The 18,422-nt window shown below is 56.1% G+C and carries 17 protein-coding genes; 1 reads left to right on the forward strand and 16 read right to left on the reverse strand.

Features of this window, described 5'->3' with window-relative positions; genetic code table 11:
• Positions 1 to 30: 30 nt before the first annotated feature.
• From PVT68_RS07800 to PVT68_RS07815, 4 genes are read right to left on the reverse strand one after another with little or no spacing between them, the layout of a single operon-like run.
• On the reverse strand, positions 31 to 573 hold the full coding sequence (locus PVT68_RS07800; protein ID WP_280322159.1) for a pilus assembly PilX family protein: 543 nt from the start codon (positions 571 to 573) through the stop codon (positions 31 to 33).
• Positions 574 to 603: 30 nt separating this feature from the next.
• Complete coding sequence (locus tag PVT68_RS07805; RefSeq protein ID WP_280322161.1) at positions 604 to 1,668, reverse strand: PilW family protein; 1,065 nt, start codon at positions 1,666 to 1,668, stop codon at positions 604 to 606.
• A gap of 12 nt (positions 1,669 to 1,680) precedes the next feature.
• Positions 1,681 to 2,142 carry a type IV pilus modification protein PilV gene (gene pilV, locus PVT68_RS07810; protein ID WP_280322163.1) on the reverse strand — a complete coding sequence of 154 codons (462 nt, stop codon included), beginning with the start codon at positions 2,140 to 2,142 and terminating at the stop codon, positions 1,681 to 1,683.
• A gap of 14 nt (positions 2,143 to 2,156) precedes the next feature.
• Positions 2,157 to 2,699, reverse strand: a complete 543-nt coding sequence (locus PVT68_RS07815; protein WP_280322165.1) for a GspH/FimT family pseudopilin — start codon at positions 2,697 to 2,699, stop codon at positions 2,157 to 2,159.
• Between the two features lie 313 nt (positions 2,700 to 3,012).
• On the opposite strand from PVT68_RS07815, the gene PVT68_RS07820 reads away from it, so the two are divergent.
• On the forward strand, positions 3,013 to 3,525 hold the full coding sequence (locus PVT68_RS07820) for a GspH/FimT family pseudopilin (protein ID WP_280322167.1): 513 nt from the start codon (positions 3,013 to 3,015) through the stop codon (positions 3,523 to 3,525).
• A 15-nt stretch (positions 3,526 to 3,540) separates the two neighbouring features.
• On the opposite strand, the gene PVT68_RS07825 is transcribed toward PVT68_RS07820, so the two are convergent.
• The 12 genes from PVT68_RS07825 to murJ all read right to left on the reverse strand — a co-directional run bounded on the left by PVT68_RS07825 (position 3,541) and on the right by murJ (position 18,112).
• Entirely contained in the window at positions 3,541 to 3,987 is a 447-nt protein-coding gene (locus PVT68_RS07825; RefSeq protein ID WP_280322169.1) for a type IV pilin protein, read from the reverse strand.
• Positions 3,988 to 4,070: 83 nt separating this feature from the next.
• The gene (locus PVT68_RS07830; RefSeq protein WP_280322170.1) at positions 4,071 to 7,472 is read right to left on the reverse strand and encodes a pilus assembly protein; all 3,402 of its coding nucleotides are present in this window, start codon (positions 7,470 to 7,472) and stop codon (positions 4,071 to 4,073) included.
• 18 nt (positions 7,473 to 7,490) lie between these two features.
• The gene (locus tag PVT68_RS07835) at positions 7,491 to 8,030 is read right to left on the reverse strand and encodes a pilus assembly PilX family protein (RefSeq protein ID WP_280322171.1); all 540 of its coding nucleotides are present in this window, start codon (positions 8,028 to 8,030) and stop codon (positions 7,491 to 7,493) included.
• Positions 8,030 to 9,079, reverse strand: coding sequence for a PilW family protein (locus PVT68_RS07840; RefSeq protein ID WP_280322172.1), 1,050 nt, complete (start codon positions 9,077 to 9,079; stop codon positions 8,030 to 8,032). The genes PVT68_RS07835 and PVT68_RS07840 overlap by 1 nt, the downstream gene beginning before the upstream one ends.
• Positions 9,076 to 9,552, reverse strand: coding sequence for a type IV pilus modification protein PilV (pilV, locus tag PVT68_RS07845; RefSeq protein WP_280322173.1), 477 nt, complete (start codon positions 9,550 to 9,552; stop codon positions 9,076 to 9,078). Before pilV (PVT68_RS07845) ends, PVT68_RS07840 begins: the two co-directional genes overlap by 4 nt.
• Positions 9,549 to 10,091: a GspH/FimT family pseudopilin gene (locus PVT68_RS07850; protein WP_280322175.1), complete on the reverse strand. Its 543-nt coding sequence runs from the start codon at positions 10,089 to 10,091 to the stop codon at positions 9,549 to 9,551. Before PVT68_RS07850 ends, pilV (PVT68_RS07845) begins: the two co-directional genes overlap by 4 nt.
• A 206-nt stretch (positions 10,092 to 10,297) precedes the next feature.
• Positions 10,298 to 11,230, reverse strand: coding sequence for a 4-hydroxy-3-methylbut-2-enyl diphosphate reductase (gene ispH / locus PVT68_RS07855; RefSeq protein WP_280322176.1), 933 nt, complete (start codon positions 11,228 to 11,230; stop codon positions 10,298 to 10,300).
• A 33-nt stretch (positions 11,231 to 11,263) separates the two neighbouring features.
• Positions 11,264 to 11,704 carry an FKBP-type peptidyl-prolyl cis-trans isomerase gene (locus PVT68_RS07860; protein WP_280322177.1) on the reverse strand — a complete coding sequence of 147 codons (441 nt, stop codon included), beginning with the start codon at positions 11,702 to 11,704 and terminating at the stop codon, positions 11,264 to 11,266.
• Positions 11,705 to 11,738: 34 nt separating this feature from the next.
• Positions 11,739 to 12,257 carry a signal peptidase II gene (gene lspA / locus PVT68_RS07865; RefSeq protein ID WP_280322178.1) on the reverse strand — a complete coding sequence of 173 codons (519 nt, stop codon included), beginning with the start codon at positions 12,255 to 12,257 and terminating at the stop codon, positions 11,739 to 11,741.
• The gene (ileS, locus tag PVT68_RS07870) at positions 12,250 to 15,054 is read right to left on the reverse strand and encodes an isoleucine--tRNA ligase (RefSeq protein WP_280322179.1); all 2,805 of its coding nucleotides are present in this window, start codon (positions 15,052 to 15,054) and stop codon (positions 12,250 to 12,252) included. The genes lspA and ileS overlap by 8 nt, the downstream gene beginning before the upstream one ends.
• Positions 15,055 to 15,505: 451 nt before the next feature.
• Positions 15,506 to 16,483, reverse strand: coding sequence for a bifunctional riboflavin kinase/FAD synthetase (gene ribF / locus PVT68_RS07875; RefSeq protein WP_280322180.1), 978 nt, complete (start codon positions 16,481 to 16,483; stop codon positions 15,506 to 15,508).
• 75 nt (positions 16,484 to 16,558) lie between these two features.
• On the reverse strand, positions 16,559 to 18,112 hold the full coding sequence (murJ, locus tag PVT68_RS07880) for a murein biosynthesis integral membrane protein MurJ (protein WP_407666145.1): 1,554 nt from the start codon (positions 18,110 to 18,112) through the stop codon (positions 16,559 to 16,561).
• Positions 18,113 to 18,422: the final 310 nt, after the last annotated feature.

An 18,422-nucleotide genomic window follows, 5' to 3' on the forward strand; every position in this document is an offset into this window, starting at 1 on the left:
GAAGATCATAGTTGTCCGGACCTTGCCTGATTAGCGCGTATACGTTGATTGAAGGATGATTTCGGTATCTTCGCTACCACCAAACCCACGACTACTTACCCGATAAACAACCATATTTTCCTGACCCATCTGGCTCGCCGAATCAATCGCGTTTCCATTAACGCCACTTGTCGATGAAATCGTCGTTACCTCTTCGATAATATACTGGGGTTGCCTGGCCACGCCTTTAAGATTCAAGGTGGGGGTTTTGGCTTCCGCCCATTCGTAACCAGCCCAGTAATCCGAGTTCCCGCCCTCTTCCAGTGCCTGCATCAACTCGGCATTCTCCCCTGTGCCGGTAAACGCAGGAAGAACATTCGCGTCAAGGCGAGCCTCACCTGCACGCAATGCCGCCTCAGCGGCCTGCAGTGCCAGATTGTGATCCCGCATGTTGGCAGCCATCAGCTCTTGCATATTACTGCCACGAATCGCAGCCATACCCACCAATGTCATCAACAGCACCATAATCAAGCCGACCAAGAGAGTGACCCCCCTCTGACCGCAAAAATTTTTCGGATACCCAGAGTTATTCATTTCACATTCCCTGTTTTGGTTATCCCTGTATTAATAGATTCGACTGCGAATGGCGACGGTACTACTAAACACCTGCCGTAAGCGACGATCACCAGGATCATCCACTTCAACTCCATTAAATGTGTACGATTGCGGTTCGCTCAACACATTGTCTTCAGAACTTTGCACCAACAGTTCTACACGGGCACTGACCACATCACTCCAGGCGATCGCCCCGGTCAATTCGCCGGCATCTACATAGTTATCTGGAGCACCATCACCATTACTGTCAACGCCATAAGTCAACTGCATATCCTGCACACCTTCGAGAAGTTCTTGGGGCGCGAGGCCATTAACTTCCTGCCATAGGCTTGGCGCCCCGGAAGCGCCATCGGCAATGTAGTAGACCGTCGTGATCATCTGAAAGATTTGCGCATCTGGTCCAAAGCTTGCGCCGGAAGCGGCGTCATCACTTCCCCCCCAAGTTACAACGTGGTTACCAGGGTTATCACCAGCGGCATGAGCAATCTGAACTTCTTCATCAACGGAATCTCCAAGCACTTCGGTAGCCTGGAACACGTAAGCCGATCTGCAGTTGGCAACCATCAAGATATCACCAGAGCAAATACCACTGGATCCTGTCTGATTTTCGCCACAGGGCGCGACATCAGACGTATATCGCGCGTAAACATAGTCAGCATCATTCATTTTTTTAATGCCGAGAGAACTGCCACCCGCACTGCGCACTACGAGGATATCCGTCCCTTCCAGTGCCTCATCCGGATAACCCGCGGGGGGCTCTGCACCAATATCATCTTCCCCCTCGATAGCCACATTGAATTTATAGGATGTAAGACTTTGGTCATTCAATTGATTCGTCAAATCGATATGCCGGCTGCTGCAACCAGCAAAACCCGCCATCCGAATATCTTTCGCGAGAAAATCCATCGCCAACCGACCGCTTTCCTGCACGCGCGCCAACGCTTGCTGGGTAGAAAAAGTTACGCGGCTGGAAAGAAACAGCTGCACTACTCCGGTCATCAGGATCAGGCCGATGGTGATGGAAATCATCAACTCGACCAGTGAGATACCTCTTTGTTGTTGGAAGTTCTTCATTCAAGGAATCTCTTAAATACGGGTTGTATAAACAAACTTGGTGGTGTCTTCACTGGTGTCGCCGGAACTGTTTTGTTCAGACCACTCAATAGTTACTGTACATACCCGGTGTACTGCCTCACAACTCACTTGACCATTTGCCCCCGGCAGTGCCGACTGAAGTTCAGACTGCCACTCCTCCAAGTCCTGGCTGGCGAGAGTTGATTCGGCGGGTTCAGCTTCTTCTTCGGGGGCGTCGGCATCCGCATCCGCAGGGTCGGCCGGCTCAAGTAGATAGGAATCCAGCTTTTCCTGATTTAGCCGGATTCGGTCGAGAAGATCGTAGGCAAGGATATTCGCCTGAGAGCGAAGATAGGCACCGTGGTTGTAATGCAGTGATTTACTCTGCAATGCCGCCAATGCCAATAGTGATGTCCCCATAATCAATACAGTCACCAGGACTTCAATCAGCCCTGCACCCTGCTGCTTTTTCATAACCGAACTCCGTTTCAGCTACATCCATTGGAACTGCGAGCGACACTGACTACACCCGCAACACCGATTGTCAACCTCCGTCCAGAATTTGCAGCACAGCCACTAATACTGGAATTTATTACGATTGAGCCACTTCCTGACCCGCCCAACAAACCCTTGCCGGTAAAACGAACAAAATCCACGTCCGACGTATCTTGTTTGGCACTGATTACCGCACTATTTCCAGCTATCTGCCATTGCCTAAGTACTTCCCCGACCACAGGGATCGCCGAACTGTCGCTGGCTGCGGTATCGACAATAGCAATCCAGTTATCTGTCCAATCGCCATCGCAAGCGGTTCCGCTTGCGCTTGCACACAAGGTGACACTGGCGGAGCGTTTTACCGCTTCGCTGCGTGCATAATGAAGCGCTCCGGCCAAGTCTTCTCCCAGAGCGATCGATCGATTGTTATTAACCAAGGTGGTGAAATTTGGAATGGCTATGGCAGCCACAACGGCGAGCACGGCAAGTGTCACCATTAACTCGAGAAGGGTAAGTCCCTGTTGTCTGAATCCCATGATTGGCCAACTCCCTTGAGCCTGTGACGATAATCCCTATCGCAATCACTGATTTTTTTTGCGGCGTCGAATAAAAAGCGACGTATTACTGAACTGGTACGAGCGAACTCCTAAATCTGGCGCACCTTTCATTAACTGGACCAAAAGCGCTAATTCGCCACTGGATACAGAATCACTGCAATGCTAATTTTTTTTGCACCCTATCACGCAACGGTATGGCGCCGCTGTTACGACCGACAAACGGTAAAAATAAGGGAATAAACGGTCTCCAGGATGGACGCCGTTAGCATTATGGCGAATTCAGGGAGGAGTTATGTGTGCGAGAGGTCTTACGTTATTAGAGCTACTAATCACCCTCAGTATTCTGAGTATTCTTCTTACCATTGGCATTCCCAGCTTCCAGCAGCAGGTAGAGTCCAATAGAACCCGTACCGCAACGGACGCATTACTACAGGCCATTCGACTTACACGAACCAAAGCCATTTCCAGTAATCGCAGGGCCACTTTGCGCAAACTCGGAAGCTGGCAATCCGGCTGGGAAGTATTTTATGACCGGGATTTCGATGGCGAACGGGATTTAGACGAACCACAAATAATCACAGCTGGCCCACTGGCGGGCGTAACCGTAACTGCCAACACACCTCTTACCAACTATGTATCATTTATCGGCAGTGGCGAAAGCCGCTTTGCGGGTACATTGAGCAGTGGCGGATTCCAGGCAGGAACCTTCACCATCTGTCCGACAGATGGTGAAGATGGCTACCAACTCATTCTAACTCGCAGTGGTCGGGTCAGGGTCGCCCGAACCACTGCGGAGAATTGCTGATAGCAATTCAAGAGGTCAGGAACAGGATTTACTCCAGCAGAGGTCCCCTGCATCGGTAAGACTGCCATCGTTGTCACGATCCCAGGCTTTTTGGCCACTGGATTTCAGCTGCAAGTTGCCATCTCCGGCCTGACCATTTTTCGGTTGCGCCTGAAGCGTATAGGAAGTGCCGTCAGCGGCGGTAATTCTCAGATTATAGAATTTTGCTCCACCGTCGAGCGGCGCTTCGCCGGCAAAAATTGTGGGGATACCGTTATTGTCCGCCGCGCCGCTATAAGTACCCTTGTCAGTAAAGTGCCTTTCCATTGCCTGTGCCAGCGCCATCAGGGCACCCTGGGCATCTGCACGCCGTGTTGTCTTTACGTGCTCCTGATAGGACGGCCAGGCGATCCCCGCAAGAAGGGCGATAATGGCCACGACGATGATAAGCTCGATCAGGGTAAACCCGCGCTGTGCTTTCATACTTTCTCTCCAGCAAACTTCTTGTCATTGAACGCCCGGACGACACGAGCCCGGGCCTCTAACGGTTTTGTAAAATCGCCACATCAGTCCGGGGTGACTTCTTCCCAGGAAAGACGCCCTTCGCGCTCCTCCTTGCCCACATCGATATCGTCACAGATCACATCCCCCGCACTGCCAGGCGTACACCGCACCTCACCAATAAAACCTGGTTGCCCCGGCATCCCCGGCGGAAGAGCGTCGCTATCACCACAACCCTCTCCGGTGCAGGGGGTACTGGTAAAGATTTTGCCCACATACCCGGAATCGTTCAGATTGATTTCGCCGTCGTTGTTGAAATCTGCAACCGGGCGCTGCAAACCCACTTCCGGCAGACCGGTGCGGAAATCCAGACTCATCAGCCAGCCGGTGCCACTGGAGGCACAGGGCTGCGGGTTCGGTATGATGGTATTGAAGAACAAGGTGTTCCGGCGTAGCGCCGGGGCACTCACCACCCGCTCGGCAGCATAACTACCGGATGAGTCCTTCAGCGACATATACCAACCGTATTGGGTCGACCAGTCGACCGCTGTGAGAGTGGTACTGGAAATGGACCTGCCGGACGCCGACTCTTCCGGTGTACGCAGTGCCAGGCTGGCGGCATCCAGCTCGGAAGTACCCTTATCCCAGACCGCGTAAAAATTCCCTCCGGTACTCTCGGAAAGATCCGACTGCGCAAGATATTGGCCGGTTCCGAACATGACCAACACGTTGGGCGCATCGCCGTTGGGCACCGCCGTGTTACGTGCAACCATCGGCGCTGCGGTAATCGCATTGCGCGCTTCCCCGCTACCGACACTGAATAACGGCTTGCCACTGTAATCCACTTGCCAGTTAGCATCACTGCTGGATTCCAGATCAAAGGCCCACATATTGCCGCGCATATCGCCGGCGTACACGCGATCGACTACGTTGTCGCCATCAAGGTCAATCAGGCGCGGCGAGGACAAGCCATTGTTGCGGCCGCTACCGGTAGCCCCCACACCCGTGGAAATAAACTTCCAGTCGCCGCTGCTCCAGCCGTCCATTCCTTCTTCGATATACACGACAAACAAGCCCGCCACGCCGTTATCACTCTCGTAGCCGTTACCAAAAATTGCGGCCCACTTGCCGTTATTCAATTTGGCAATCTGCGCTTCGGAAAAACTCAGTCCCATATTTGCGCGATCGGTTGCGTCACCGCCATCGAATTCCCACATGACAATGTTCGCAGCATTGGTTTCGGCGGTGCTCAACTTATCCGTACCTGTCGCATCCGGATTGGTGATATCCAGGGCGAAATACCCCTTGCCACCCCCGCGCAGGCCGCCCACCAGTACCGTGCGCCACTCGTCCGAATTACTGCTGCGGGGCGTGATATACACATCCGAGATAGTCGGCGTCTGGTCGACATAGTAGCGATGGTTGTAGGCCGGGGAAGTAAAGGCGTGCAGGCCTTTGCCCTGATCATTGCTCAGCAACAGCGAGGGTATATAGGCAAAAATCTCTACGCCGTCACTCGCGCGAAGGCCATGTAACATACCGTCATTGGCGCCGACATAAACCATAGGAGTACGGCTGAGATTGTCGAGCTGGAACTGGGTATAGACATCACCACCGAAACTCTCCGACCAGTTCAGCTCCGGCTTGCCAACATAGATAGGCGTGGAGTGGACGATATCACCAAGCAGTTTGACCTGACCGGAGGCATCGCCGCTATTAAAAGTACCACGGCGGCGAAAATCGTCAGTGGCATCCTTGGACGTATCGCCGCGGATATAGTTGAGGCGGTCTTCCCACAGGTCGTCGGGATTTCCAGATTGTGCGTTTACCTGCAAATCCATACGGTGAGCGGTATAGGTTACCACTCCGTTGTCTTCCAGGCTGCCCAAGCTGTGTGACGCGCCTTCCGAGGTCACGTCAACACCAACACTTTGCGCAACACCATTGAGGGTTGCGCTAACAATCGTCACCGAACCGGTGCTTGTGCAGTCACTACAAACGATACGAATATCCGCCGATGTATCCGAGACAGTGCCTTCCAGAGCAGTATCCTTGTCATTATTCAGCGATACCAAAGATCCTAACGGCGTGCTATCTACCACAAGCTGCACATTCCTTTTGGTAGAACCGTTGCGCTTTACAACAACGCTGACATTGTTACTCACAATTGCGTCAGCGCTGCGCAAAGCACTGGCGGTAAAAGGTACTCCCGCGCCATTGAGCGAGGTAATAATCTGTCTATCTGCAGAAGTGCGCACTGCCAGCTTTTCAGCCGCATCCCATAAGGTCGCGGCAATTCGTCCTGTGTCCGCATTCATCGAACGCGCATACAGTCGACCGCTGTTGTCACTGGTATCGAACTGTGCGGAATAGATAACCGAACCGATATCCAGCGAGGTCGAGTTGAAAGAGACTGACGACTGGCTGCCGATGGAGTTGGCGATAGAGCCGATAGCGCTGTTAAATGCGTCCGCCAGACTGGCAGCATTATTAGCATAGATATAACTGCCACCACCATTAGCGCCCGCATCTTTGAGCAACTGGTTATCCGCGAGGTCCCCATCAGCAAACCCTACGAAATAGCTGGTTACGTTATTTTTTACTGCATTGTCATCGTAGTCGTTGAGGTCGGGACGAAGATCCATGTCATAGAGCGCGGCGGCCACATCGCGTAAATAAGCGGAGCCGCTGAATGCATAACTATCACCGTAGCTTCCATCCGCATTGGGCTTCTTATTTTTACAACTGGAATCAGCTTCCGGGCAGCTATAGGCATAGTCCTTCAGGCTATCACTGATACTTCGATCTTCTGTTGGCTCGCCATCGGTAAGCAACAGCATAAAATTTTTCTGGCAGTACGCTTGCACAACATTACTGGGTGCCGAGAGACCATCGACATACGCGGGTGCGCTGGAAAATATACTACTGACACCAGCGGTGCTTTCGGTCTGATCGAAAGAATCACCCGGATGCAGGGTCAGGTCACTGGTATATCCGTAGGTAAAATAACGGCCTATATCCATCACCGACTCGGCCAGTGGGGTAAAATCGCCGGCCGAAAGGTCGCTAACCTGGGTTTTGATCGCGTCACGCTGTGTTGTGGTCAAAGAATCGATATTCCGACGAATCTTTGCCCCTGAAGAACCATCAAAAGTGGCGAACCCCACCCGCATGCTTTCATCTGAAATCGAGTCCAGCAAATCCGACACCGCCGCCTTTGCGGTTTGCAATCGGCTTCGCCCGTCGGAGAGGGTGTCAGTACACGCCCACCCGCCTTCAACGTCACATGCATTCATCGATAGGGACGAATCCAGCAAAATCATCAGGTTAGGCTGCACAGTCCCGGTAGCCTGCAACGGGGTATTCGCGATTTGCACGGACTCGGCAGCTGCCAGGGTGTAGGCAAAGGTAAAACCGGCACTGGCGATGGTTTTCAGAGTCCGGCGTAGTGTTTTGTTTTTTCGCATCTTGAATTCCCTTACACCTTAGAAGCGTTTTCCGTAGTGGCTGACAATGGTACGCGTGGTGGTTTCGGAGATACCCACGCCCAGCGCAACAATACGGAACACTTTGATTTCGCCACCGCCGGTGGACTGGCCGTAGCCACCGACCACAATGTCATTCGCCGGGTCTTCTTTGTCGGCCTCACCGGCGAGTTCGATATAGGCACGGCCTTTCATCTTGCTGGTGCCGTCCGCGGCCAGCATTTCCACTTCAAATTCCCGGGAGTTGGTGTTGTCCCAGGTGGTGGTATCCAGCAGGCTGTCCGGCCCTTCGCCCTCCACATGCAGCCAGCTGGCCGTACCGAAATCACCGGTCGTGGAAAGACCTTCCACATACGCTTCTGCCTGCTTGACCACGGCTTCCGCCACTTCCAGTGCGACCTTGGCGTCGCGGGAAGCAAAAGTCATTTTTTCCTGCAGCAAAACCGTGCGTGCGGCGGACATTCCGATCATGGTCAATATCAGCAGCACGATAAGGCTGATCACCAGCACGGCCCCCTGCTGCTTGCGTAGCGACGCCATTACATGCTCCCCCGGTTGCGGATTTTGGCTGTGGTCAGGTAGACCTTCCTCAATTTGCCGTCGTCGTAGGTGGTATTGGTGTTGTCCAGGTCTGTTACCGTCAGTTCCTCGGTATCGACGTTCATATCGCTGGTCACCACCAGCTGTAGTCTCAGTACCTGGACATCTTCCATCTGCTCCGGAGTAAGGCCGCTGGCATTGGTCCAGGTATCCGCGGTGTTATCCCCGTTGGTGTCGCGACCGTACAGGATCTGCATATCCTCCACTCCGGGTATCAGTTCCTGGGCGTCGGCACCGTTCTCGCTGATAAACAGAGCCGGGCTACCGGCGGTGACGTCACTGGAGGAAATAAAGAAGATGCGCTGGTAGGGCACGAGAATGCGGGCATCTCCGCCGTACTGACGCTGGAGGTCTTTGGTCGCGTTTTCGATAAGGCCATCCGCAAGGGAGCCCAGGTTGTGGACAACGGTGAGCTTGTTTGAGCTACCGCCACCACCACCCTGTACGTTGGTGATGGTCATCAGTTCGCCACTCTGGCAATTGCTCAGCAGCACTGTTTGCCCTTGCTGTACATTGCAGTTCTGGCTTACATGCAGTGCCGCGGCCTGGGTACTCGGCACCATACGGCCAGTGCCACCACAGGCATCGTCGGCGCCGCGCAGATACAGTACGTCTGTACCATCGGTTACCGTTTTACTGCCAATGGTCAGGCTGGAAGCATTGTCGGTACCCAGGATGCCCTCGGCCCCGAGATCACCCAGAACATCCTCCGAGTAATCAGGATCGTTGGTATCCAGGTGGTTGCGGATACTGGCCGTATCTGGAGCGCACCCCCAGTAGTCCGCCATACGAATTTCCTTGCCCAGCAGGTCGATGGCAAAGCGGCCACTTTCCTGCACCCGCGCAAAGGCGTTCTGCATACGGATAGTGTCGCGGTTGCTGTCGAAGATCTGCAAAACGCCCCACAGCAAAATGGCACTCAGCACCATCGCAATCATCAGTTCAATCAGGGACAGGCCGTGCTGCCCGGACAGGGAATTCCGCTTCATAACTCCACCACCAATACAAATTCCGAATCGTCCAGACCGTCGCCGGTCCCCGCCTCTTCACCCGTGTGCTGCTCTTTCCATTTCACGGTAAAAGTGACTACATTGCCTTGCCGGTCTATCTCTCCGGTACCCCCTGGCAAATTGTCGGAAATGACCTGCCCCCAGTCGTACAGATCCATCACCGCAATCTGGGCACCATCGCAGCCAGAGCTGCAACTTTGCGCCGTTTCATCGGTGCCGTTGACGGTCTTGTCGTTGTAGCTCCCAAGCCCGAGCCCTGCAGGGTTGGCCCGTATACGCTCGGCCATTTCCTGGGCTGCCAGTGCGGCGAGATAGCGGTGGTGAGCGTTGTTGCCATTCTTCAGGCTCATCACCTGTGTGGACGAAAGACCCAGCAGCCCCACCGCAAGAACCAGAACGGTGACCAGCACTTCGATCAAGGTAGCGCCGGCGGATTTACTCAAGGCATTCAAGACGCGGCCTCCTGTGCACAGGTGATGTTGGAATTGGTTCGCATAACCCCAGACGCCAGCACATTGAGTTCCTTGCCGTAGTTACCCGCGCGGTCGTCACACAGGGTCAATTTGAACTGGTTGCCACCGCCACTGACGGAGCCTCGCGGGCTGTAACTCAGGCTGAGGGAAGTGCTCGCGGTACCATCCACATTTCCGGCAGCGGTAACGCCGCTGGACCCGGAGAAATTGACCAACCTCAACTCTTCTGTGCCGTCGTCGTCGAAGCCGTTGTCACCATCGGCATCGAACCAGACCCGCAGTCCCTCGGAGAGGCCGCCAGACAGGCTGTCCACCCGCACCGAGCGCCCTCGCCGTACAGCCTCTGCACGGGCATAACTCAATCCGCCCGCGAGGTCATTTACCGCGGCGGTCAAACGATTATTCTTGATCAACGTATTAAAAGAGGGGATGCCGATTGCCATAACGATGGCCAATACCGTTATGACAACCATCAGTTCAACCAGGGTGAACCCCCTGGATTCTGTTGGGACTTTCATCTGAACCGCACTACTTGTTATTTGTTGGAATTTTCACCAATGAAAACGGTGCCAAGCGGGGTGGGAGCTTAGCACTTTAGGGTCATTTCTTGGCGTTAAAACACACAAACGGTAGCATCGGGCCGACAAGTGGTCAGCCCGGGAGAAGGGAAAAAACAGAGTAAAAAGAAGAGGAGAAAAGAGAAAAACAAGAGAGCCTAAAGCGCTCAGCGAAGCTCTTTCGGCAGAGAAAAGCTGATGTTTTCAGGAATACCAGCCACCTCATCCGGCGCGTCTGCACCCAGTTCGCGCAATTTGAGAATCACCCTCTCCACCAGCACTTCCGGCGCCGAGGCCCCGGCGGTGATGCCGATGGTATTTTTCCCCGCGAGCCAGGCGGGAGAGATACACCCGGGCCCGTCGATAAGATGGGAATCGGTGCCGCAGCGCTCTGCCAGCTCCCGCAAGCGGTTGGAATTGGAACTGTTGGGGCTGCCTACCACCAGCACCAGATCGCATTCCAGTGCCAGCTGACGCACGGCATCCTGGCGGTTCTGGGTCGCGTAGCAGATATCGTCTTTGCGCGGACCGCGGATATTGGGAAATTTGGCTCTCAGGGCGTCGATCACCCGGGAGGTGTCGTCTACAGAGAGAGTAGTCTGGGTGACGAAAGTGAGGTCGTCCGGAGACTTCACTTCCAGCCTAGCCACGTCTGCCGCATCCTCCACCAGATAGATGGCGCCACCATTGCTGGTGTCGTACTGTCCCATGGTACCTTCCACTTCCGGGTGACCCTGGTGGCCGATCAGAATGCACTCACTGCCGTCACTGCTGAATTTACTCACCTCCATGTGCACCTTGGTAACCAGCGGACAGGTAGCATCAAACACCTTGAGGCCGCGGCTGGCCGCTTCCTGCTGCACCGCCTTGGATACACCGTGGGCACTAAAGATGACGATGACATCGTCCGGTACTTCATCCAGCTCATCCACAAAGACGGCACCGCGCTCGCGCAAACTGTCGACCACAAACTTGTTGTGCACGACCTCGTGCCGCACATAGATTGGTGCGCCGAAGACATCCAGCGCGCGGTTGACGATATCGATCGCGCGATCGACACCGGCACAGAAACCGCGGGGGTTGGCGAGGCGAATTTGCATACTGTTGCGTCCTTGACCTGTCTAACTGAAGAATTAGTTGACCGAGGCCACTTCGAGAATTTTTACATGGAAGAACACCGTCTGGCCGGCCAGCGGGTGATTGAAATCAACTTCCACTTCGTCTTCGCCGATCTCGCGGATAATTCCGGGCAGTTCACCGCTGCCGTTGTCGAAGGAAACTACAAGACCTTCTTCCAGTTCCATATCGGCGGCGAAGTGATCCCGGCGTACTTTCTGGATATTGGACGGGTTGCGCTGGCCAAAGCCCGCTTCCGGCGGGACTTCGATCTCAGCCTCGTCGCCGGCCTTGAGACCAAACAGGGCACGCTCGAAACCGGGCAACAAATTGCCGTCACCCACGATAAAAGTGGCCGGATCGCCCTCGAAGTTGGAATCGATCTCAGAACCGTCATCCAGTTTCAGGCTGAAGTGCAGGGTTACCCGGCTGTGTTCACCGATTACGTTATTGCTCATGCTACTGCTCTAAATATGGTACTGCTCTGAAAATTTACACTTCTGCGCTGTTTTTGCTGGAAGTTTCACTCTGTTCTTTGAAAAACAGCAGCTCGATCACCAGCATCGCGGCACCCACCGAAATGGCTACATCGGCAACGTTGAACACCGGAAAATGCCAGTTACCGTAATACACGGAAATAAAGTCGCGCACATAACCCAGCAAAATACGGTCCCACAGATTGCCCAGGGCACCGCCGAGAATGAGCGCCAGCGCGGTGGGCTCCCAGCGCCGGCCCTGTGGCAGACGGCGAATCCAGACAATGACGACGGCGCTGAAGATCAGCGCCACTGCGCCGAAAAACCAACGCTGCCAGCCACCGGCATCGGCGAGAAAACTAAACGCGGCACCGTAATTTTCTGCGTAAGTAAATTGCAGAAAACCCGGAACAATCTGCAGCGCGGGGCCGTGCATAAACTGCTCCACGGCCCACACCTTGGTAGCGATATCCAGCAGAATCACCAATAGCGCGAGCAGGTACCAGCGCCAGGGGGCGGCGAACAGCTTAGGCATAGTGACGTACCTCGCCGTCGCCGCTCACGTTATCTACACAGCGACCACACAACTCCGGGTGCTCTTTGTTGCTGCCCACGTCTTCGCGATAGTGCCAGCAGCGACCACACTTGGGCGCATCCACTTTATGCACCGCAACCCGCAGGCCCGCCAGCTCGGTCTCTTGCGCACCAGCGGCGTCGGACAATGGCTGCACGGAAGTGGACGAGCAGATGAGTACAAAGCGCAGCTCGTCTTTCAGTGCCGCCAGCTTTTCCTGCAGTGCAGGATCCGCAAACAGGGTCACGGATGCCTGCAGGGAGCCACCAATATTGCCGGCACCACGCTGTTCTTCCAGTACCTTGTTCACCGCTGTCTTAACGTCGGCGATGGCATCCCAGAATTCACTGTCCATTTCCGCACCCTGCGGCAACGCCGGGAATTCATACCACTCCGCCAGCATCACACTGTCTTCCTTGTTACCGGGAACAAACTGCCACAGTTCTTCGGCGGTAAAGCTGAGAATTGGCGCGATCCAGCGGACGAACGCGTGCATGATATGGTACAGCGCCGATTGCGCAGAGCGGCGCGCGACGCTGTCTGCCTGGGTGGTGTACTGGCGATCCTTGATGATATCCAGGTAGAAGCCGCCCATTTCCACCACACAGAAGTTGTGCAGTTTCTGATAGATCTGGTGGAACTGATAGCGGTCGTAGGCGGCGATGATTTCGTCCTGCAGTTTGGCCGCCTGCTCCAGGGCCCAGCGGTCCAGCGCCAGCAGTTCATCCACCGGCAACAAATCCGTTTCCGGCTCGAAGCCCGCCAGGTTGGAGAGGAAGAAACGCGCGGTGTTGCGCAGGCGGCGGTAAGAGTCCGCGGTGCGCTTGAGGATTTCATCGGACACCGCCATTTCGCCACTGAAATCGGTGGCGGAAACCCACAGGCGCAGCACGTCCGCGCCCAGCTTGTTGATAACGTCCTGCGGCGCCACCGTATTGCCGATGGATTTGGACATCTTGCGGCCCTGGGCATCCACGGTAAAGCCGTGCGTCAACACCTGTTTGTAGGGCGCGCAGTCATTGATGGCGATGGAGGTTTTCAGGGAGGACTGGAACCAGCCGCGATGCTGGTCGGAACCTTCCAGGTACAGGTCCGCCGGGAAACGCAGGCCGTCGCGGCGCTCCAGCACAGCGTAATGCGTCACGCCGGAATCGAACCACACATCCAGGGTGTCGGTGACTTTCTGGTAGTTGTCGGCATCGTCCCCCAGCAGCTCTTTGGCATCCAGTTCAAACCAGACGTCCATACCACCCTGTTCAACCTTCTGCGCGACTTTTTCCATCAACGCCGGAGTATCCGGATGGATTTCGTGGGTTTCTTTGTGCACGAACAGCGCGATAGGCACACCCCAGGTGCGCTGACGGGAGATACACCAGTCGGGGCTCGCATTCAGCATGGAATCGATACGCGCCTTGCCCCAGCTGGGAATCCACTGCGCTTCGTCCGCGGCTTTCTGCGCGTGTTCCAGCAGGTCGTTCTGCTGCATGCTGACAAACCACTGCGGAGTCGCGCGGTAGATCAGCGGGGTTTTGGTACGCCAGCAGTGCGGGTAGCTGTGTACCAGCTTGCCCTGGTGCAGCAGTACACCCTTTTCTTCCAGCAGCTCGACAATCTTGCCGTCCACCTTGTACACATGTTCGCCGGCAAACAGCGGCACCGAGTCCCGGTAAACACCGTTGTCGTCCACATAGTTCAGGGTTTCGATACCGTAGCGCTTGCCCACATTGAAGTCATCCGGGCCGTGGTCCGGCGCGGTGTGTACACAGCCGGTACCGGCATCGGTGGTCACGTGGTCGGCGAGGATCAGCGGCAGCTGCTTGTCGTAGAACGGATGGTTGACCTTTAAGTGTTCCAGCGCGGCGCCTTGGATGTGACCGACCACCTCGCCACTCAAACCCGCCACTTCAAGCACTGCGTTTTTCAGTTCTGCAGCGACCAAAAGGCGCTCGTCGCCCACCTGCACCACAACATATTCCAGGTCGGCGTGTACGGAAACTGCCTGTGAGGACGGCAGGGTCCAGGGGGTGGTGGTCCAGATAACCACGGAAAGGTCGCCGTCACCGGCGTGGCCACCGGCGGCATCGGCGATGGCCAGTGCCGCTTCTTTGGTTACCGGGTATTTCACATAAATGGAGAAGGAGGTTTTGTCCTGATACTCGACTTCTGCCTCCGCCAGCGCGGAACCACCCACGACACTCCAGTAGACCGGTTTGAATCCCCGAGACAGGTGGCCATTTTTCACCACGCCGCTAAGGGCGCGAATGATGTCGGCTTCAAACTGGAAATCCATGGTGCGGTAGGGGTTGTCCCACTCGCCGAATACGCCGAGGCGGATGAAATCTTTTTTCTGCCCTTCTACCTGTTTGGCGGCGTACTCGCGACATTTCTGGCGGAAGGTTTTGTGATCTACCTTTACGCCGGCCTTGCCGACCTTCTGCTCCACTTTGTGCTCGATCGGCAGGCCGTGGCAGTCCCAGCCGGGCACGTAGGGGGCGTCGAAGCCACTGAGGGTTTTCGATTTGACGATGATATCTTTCAGGATCTTGTTGACCGAGTGACCGATATGAATATCGCCATTGGCATAGGGAGGGCCGTCGTGCAGGATAAACTGTTCACGACCGGCACGGGCTTCACGAATTTTTTCGTAGAGCTTTCCTTCTTGCCATTTCTTCAGAATTTCCGGCTCCCTATTGGGCAGATTGCCGCGCATGGGGAAATCGGTTTCAGGCAGATTCAGGGTCGCTTTGTAATCGGTCATTGGCTATCTACTTCGGTTGTAGCTCGAAAAGTAATTCATCGTTCAACACTGCCTCTCACTTCGTTCGGGCCCAATGGCTTACGAAGCAAGAAACTTAGAATTTAAGCCGGAGTGCTGGGGATCAGGTTTCAAAACCGTCGGTGACAGGACGTCACCGCCGGAGCGTACATGGATGTACTCGCAGCGATTTTGAAACCTGATCCCCAGTGCTCTGGCGCCACCGATGTATGAACAGAGCTCCGTTGATGAGCCGGGGGCCCATTGAAGCGATTCCGGTGGCAGCAGAACGCCGGGGGCGGATTTTCGGGACCGGGCTAGGCGCCCCCCTTCAACCCATCCCTGGGCGCTGCGGCGCAAACATCCTGTTTGCGACGCTCCCGAAAACCCGCCCCCGGCGCTCTGCTTTCGCATCTGGGTGAATTACTTCGTCAGATACGAATTGGTCATTCGTTCATTTTGATTTGCTGTTTGCAAACCACGCTTTAGCGTTTTCAATGTCTGCGGCGATTTTCTGTTTGAGGATGTCGAGGGACTCAAACTTCGCTTCGTCACGTAACTTGTGATGGAAAGTGACCGCGATTTCACGGCCATACAAATCGCCACTGAAATCGAACAGGTGCACTTCCAATAGTGGCTTAGCGCCCTCGCCTTCCACCGTCGGGCGGAAACCCACATTGGCCACACCCGCCACTTCCATGCAGCTGCCGCTCATGGGGCTGCCGTCGGTGTGCTTTGCGGTCACCGTGTACACGCCGACCAGAGGCGAGCGGTAGCGGTGCAGGCGTACGTTGGCCGTAGGTGCACCCAGTTGCCGACCCAGTGCCCGACCGCGGGCCACAAGGCCGGTGATCCGGTAGGGCTTGCCCAACAGCTGCTCCGCCAGGGCAAAATCTGCACACTGCAGCGCCTCGCGGATGCGGGTACTGCTCACACGCTCACCGGCAATCTCCAGGGTAGCCGTGTCCTCCACGGTAAAACCGGATTCCACACCGGTCCGCTGCAGTAGCGCATAGTCACCACTGCGATCGCAACCGAAGCGGAAATCATCCCCCACCACCAGATGGCGGATTGCCAGCCCATCCACCAGTACCTGCTGGACAAAAGCCTCACCACTTAGGCTGCGCAGGCGCTCGTTGAACTGCAGGCAAAGTACCCGGTCCACGCCAGCGGCAAACAGCGCCAGCACCTTCTCCTTGAAACGCATCAGTCGCGCCGGCGCTTTTTCGCCGGAGAAGTACTCGTGGGGCTGGGGCTCAAAGATGATCGCAACTGCAGGCAGTTTGTGCTCACTGGCACGGGCCCGCAACTGGCTGATGATGGCCTGGTGCCCAAGGTGCACGCCATCGAAAGATCCGATGGTCGCCACACATCCCCGGTGGCGCGGCCGCAGGTTGTGTAACCCGCGAATCAGCTCCCGTTGCTCGGTCACGTTGCTTCACTCACCCTTGCAAAATCAAGCGGCGCAGTATAACGGATTTGCGGCCCCTCTGGGGACCGGCAAATTTCAGGAAGTGGCCCGAAAATGCCGCGGGCGCAGGCCGCTGGCGAGCAGGGTAAGGCCATAAGCCGCACCACCTGCCGTCACCAGCGCGCCCATGCGCCAGGCACGCTGCCACCAGGACCAGTCAAACCAGTGCGGCCAGAAATAAAGCAGCGTCAGTAAAACCGCCACCATCGCCAGGTTTGCCAGCAGCAGGCGCATCAGAAAGGCGCCCCAACCGGCCTCCGGCGCGTAAACGCCGCCCTCGCGCAAACCGCGATACAACAGCCAGGCGTTGATCGCCGCCTGCCCGGCGGTAGCCATGGCGAGTCCCATATGGCCGAGCTGGAAGTACATATGCAGGGGGATGACAAATAGCAGGCTCAACAGCATTTTCGACGCGATGGCGATCAGACCGAATTTCACTGGCGTGGCCGTGTCCTGACGCGCGAAATAACCGGGAGCCAGCACCTTGATCAGCATGAATGCCAACAACCCGAAGGTGTAGGCCCGCAGCGACCAGGCGGCCATGTCCATATCCCGCGGGGTCATATTGCCGTACTGGAACAGTACGGTGAGAAGCGGCTCGGCGAGAATGAACAGCGCCACTGCCGCCGGCAGCGCGATCAGGGTCACACAGCGCAGTGCCCAGTCGATGGTGTGGCGAAAGCGCTGCGGATCGCCACCGGCATGCTGGCGCGACAGATTGGGCAAAATCACCGTGGCCACCGCCACCCCGAACACCCCCAGAGGCAGCTCGGTAAGTCGATCGGAGAAATACAACCAGGTTACCGACCCCGTGGGCAGGAAAGACGCCAGCATGGTGTCCAGCACCAGGCTGATCTGGGTCACTGACACCCCGAAAATCGCCGGCGCCATCAGGCGCAGGATTTTGCGCACCCCCCGATGCTGCCAGTCCCACCGCGGTCGGGGCAACAGTCCCTCTCTGGCGAGAAAGGGGATCTGGAACAGCAGCTGCACCACGCCGGCAATCAGCACGCCCCAGGCCAGGGCCATCACCTGTGGCTCAAACCACCCCGCCGCCACCGTCGCTGCAGCAATCAGCACCAGGTTGAGCAGCACCGGGGTCAGCGCGGGAATCGCGAAGCGGTCGAAGCTGTTGAGAATGGCTCCGGCAAATCCGGTGAGCGAAATCAGCATCAAATAGGGAAAGGTGACCCGCAACATGTCCGCAGCCAGGGCGAATTTCTGCGGCTCGCTGCCCCCCCACCACCAGCCGAACGCAAAGATTCCGGCCACCAGCGGCGCGCAGAGTACGCCGAACAGAGTGACCAGCAACAGGGTGCCACCAAGGGCGCCGGCGACACGGTCGTTGAGTTCCCTGACCGCCGCGAGCCCCCCCTTCTGGCGGTACTCCGCGAGAACCGGCACAAACGCCTGGGAAAAGGCCCCCTCGGCGAAGAGCCGGCGAAAGAAATTGGGGATTTTGAACGCAACAAAAAAAGCATCCGCCGCGTCGCTGGCACCGGTGAGTCGTGCAAATACCACGTCGCGCGCCAACCCCATCACACGGGATAGTAAGGTGGCGCCACCAACCACGGATGTACCGCGCAACAGGCCGCGCTGAGAACTATTTATTTCTGTCTGAGCTGGTGCCCCAGATCCTTCCCTGTCGGGCGGTGATACGGCCAAGTCCCTATTCCTATTTACTGGTAGTGTTTACTGACTAGTGACAAAAATTGAAGGTATACAGACTTCACGGAAGTGATGGCCGGCAAGTCTACCGCAATCCAGCGCTGCCACCACAGACATCCCGTCGGCGTTCATGGCGACAGACAACTGGATGCCCTACTTTTGGCGCCACGCGGAACTATACTCAGTCTATGCCGTTGGCGAACCGCAGGGATTGCCGGTAACAAAGGAGAAA

Origin of the sequence: Microbulbifer bruguierae (assembly GCF_029869925.1) — a bacterium.
Classification (GTDB): Bacteria; Pseudomonadota; Gammaproteobacteria; order Pseudomonadales; family Cellvibrionaceae; genus Microbulbifer; species Microbulbifer bruguierae.